The following is a 1,464-nucleotide window of genomic DNA, read 5'->3' on the forward strand; positions in this document are numbered from 1 at the left end:
AATTCTTCCTCTACACCCATTGTTAGAGTTGTTAATTGGTAATAGGGATTTGATAATGGCGATGTAATTGTGGTGTTTCACAGGAGCAATAGTCTTTTCCTCAATTGATAGCAGTCGAAGTAAAGGTTAAGACACGTTTTTGTTCCCTATTCTCTGTTCCCTGTTCCCTGTTCCCTGTTCCCGATTCCCGACTCCCGATTCCCGATTCCCGATTCCCGAGTTGATATTAATCAATGCCTGAAATCGCTGAGATGAGCGAATAGTGTCAAAATCTGAGTCAGTTTTTGACATCTCTCGGTATTCTTCAGGATTGAGAGTAATGGCTTGTTGCAAGTTATCAAGGGCTAAGTCTACATTTCCTTGTAAGGCATAACAGCAAGCTTTGTGGTACTAAGCTTGCTGGTGATCGGGTTTAAGTTTCACAGCTTGGTCATAGGACTCAATCGCTGCTTCATTTTGTCCTAATTTCCGTAGGGCAATCCCCCGGTTATGCCAAGCTTGCTGGAAATCGGGTTTAATTTTCAAAGCTTGGTCAAAGGAATAAATCGCTGCTTTGTTTCGTCCTAATTTCCATAGGGCAACCCCCCGATTGTTCCAAGGATCGTGGTAATCCGGTTTAAATTTCAAAGCTTGGTCATAGGATGCAATCGCTGCTTTGTTTAGTCCTAAATCCGATAGAGCAATCCCCCGGTTATTCCAAGCTAGGTGGTAATCAGGTTTAATTTTCACAGCTTTATCAAAGGATTTAATCGCTGCTTTTTTTCGTCCTAAATCCGATAGAGCAATCCCCCGGTTATTCCAAGCTAGGTGGTAATCAGGTTTAATTTTCACAGCTTTATCAAAGGATTTAATCGCTGCTTTATTTTGTCCTAATTTCTGTAAAGCATTCCCCCGGTTGTACCAATATTGGTGGTGATACCGTTTAATTTTCACAGCTTGGTTATAGGATTTAATCGCTTCTTCATTTTTTTCTAAATCCGATAGGGCATTCCCTCGGTTGTACCAAGCTTGGTGGTAATCCGGTTTAAATTTCAAAGCTTGGTCAAAGGATTCAATCGCTGCTTCTTTTTGTCCTAACTCCGATAGAGCATTCCCCCGGTTGTACCAAGCTTGGTGGTAATCCGTTTTAATTGTCACAGCTTGGTCAAAGGAATCAATCCCTGCTTCCAAACGTCCTAATATCGATAGAGGAACTCCACGGATGTACCAAACTTGGTGATCATCCGGTTTAATTTCCAAAGCTTTGTCAAAGTTAGCGATCGCATCTTCATACTCTTGGGCAGCAACGAGTAGCATTCCTAGTTCAACTAGTAAATCGGCTTGCTCCTCAGGGGTTTGAGCCTCTAATTCCAGGCGTGCTTGAATAGCGATAATTTGTTTACTTCGTTCTTCAGGATTCAAAGACTGATTCTGAAAGTCTTCTTGTTGACACTCCTCTGATTTGCTAGGAAAGTCAAACAGACC

1 protein-coding gene is annotated in these 1,464 nt (G+C 41.9%); it reads right to left on the reverse strand.

The features are described 5' to 3' along the window. Positions 1 to 390 precede the first annotated feature (390 nt). Positions 391 to 1,464, reverse strand: a 1,074-nt coding sequence (locus F6K49_RS48530; RefSeq protein WP_293109845.1) for a tetratricopeptide repeat protein, incomplete at its 5' end; no start/stop codon positions are given.

The sequence above is a fragment of the Moorena sp. SIO3I6 genome, assembly GCF_010672095.1.